Source organism: Pseudoalteromonas sp. NBT06-2 (assembly GCF_002276045.1).
Lineage (GTDB): Bacteria > Pseudomonadota > Gammaproteobacteria > Enterobacterales > Alteromonadaceae > Pseudoalteromonas.
Map to the genome: position 1 here is coordinate 1 of NZ_NQMR01000237.1, position 1,284 is coordinate 1,284.

Annotated in this window: 2 pseudogenes; both read left to right on the plus strand. The window is 36.8% G+C overall.

Going from position 1 to position 1,284, the window contains the following annotated elements:
* Window positions 1–24 precede the first annotated feature (24 nt).
* Window positions 25–790: pseudogene (locus CJF42_RS24610) on the plus strand (IS3 family transposase); the annotation flags it as partial.
* Window positions 791–1,075: 285 nt separating this feature from the next.
* A pseudogene (locus CJF42_RS29620) lies at window positions 1,076–1,247 on the plus strand (IS1634 family transposase); the annotation flags it as partial.
* Window positions 1,248–1,284 lie beyond the last annotated feature (37 nt).

Sequence of the window (1,284 nt, forward strand, 5' to 3'; positions counted from 1 at the left end):
ACTGCTTTTTGAGAAGTTACGAATAAACCTGATGATTTAGCTCATCAAGAAATGATTGAATTGATCAAAGATATTGCTAAATTTAGTGACAATACTTATGGCGCTAGACGTATTAAAAAAGTGTTGAATACGTTGAGTTTTCCGGGTTAGTCGAAGCAAAACGGCTCAATTAATGAGAGAAGCGAATGTTTGGGTTCGCTATAAAAAGAAATATAAATCAACAACGAACAGTGATCATAACAAACCAATTTATCAAAATGAGCTTAAGCAATATTTTTCTGTAGCAGAGCCAGATAAGGCGTGGGTCGGTGACATCACCTACGTTTGGACATCAGAAGGTTAGCTGTATTTATGTGTCGTGATTAATTTATATTCACGTAAAGTCGTTGGCTGGAGCATGGGCTCTAGAATGAAAGCACAACTTGTTTGTGATGCGTTAACGATGGCTATTTGGCAGCGACAGCCCAAAGCAGGACTGATAGTACACTCTGATCAAGGCGTTCAATATGCTAGCCATCAATATCGTCGATTACTCAAATCAAATGGATTTATTGGTAGTATGAGTAAAAAAGGGGGCTGTTGGGATAATGCCGTTACTGAAAGCTTCTTTGGTAGTTTAAAACAAGAACGCGTTCACTGGCGAAACTATGAAACACGCTATGAAGCACAGCAGGATGTACTGAATTATATAAGCATGTGGTACAACAGTTACAGACTTCATTCTTATCTGGATTATCAAAGTCCAAATAATTTTGAACTCGCAGATAAAGAATTAAAAATGATTGCTTAACTAGGGTGACTGAATTTGGTTGACTAGGTCACTAGATAAACGTATGGAAAAAGAATCAAACTGAGCCAGCAACGGTTCGCTTGTGCAGTAGATGCTGAAAATTCATTAAAAACATGGTTAAAATCCCATCATGAGGTTGCTATAACTGACAGTGAAATAGTCAAGCATAACGTATTCAAACAAAGTGGTCGCCCCAAGCTAAATCAGCAACCAGACAGTTATGAATACCAAATAACAGGGCTGTTATATTGGTCGTTAAAAAATAGGGAGCAGAGATTGCAGGAAAAAGGTATGTTCATGTTAGCCACTAACGACTTAAATGACTCGTTAACGATGGAGAAAATGCTTAGCCTTTGCAAGTCACAGCAAAGCGTAGAAAAAGGTTTTAGATTTTTAAAAAGTCCAGACTTTTTAACCTCGTCACTTTATTTAAAAAAAGCCCGAAAGAATCGAAGCAAGTTAAAAGTAATTTAGAAAATTCATTTTTAAAATCA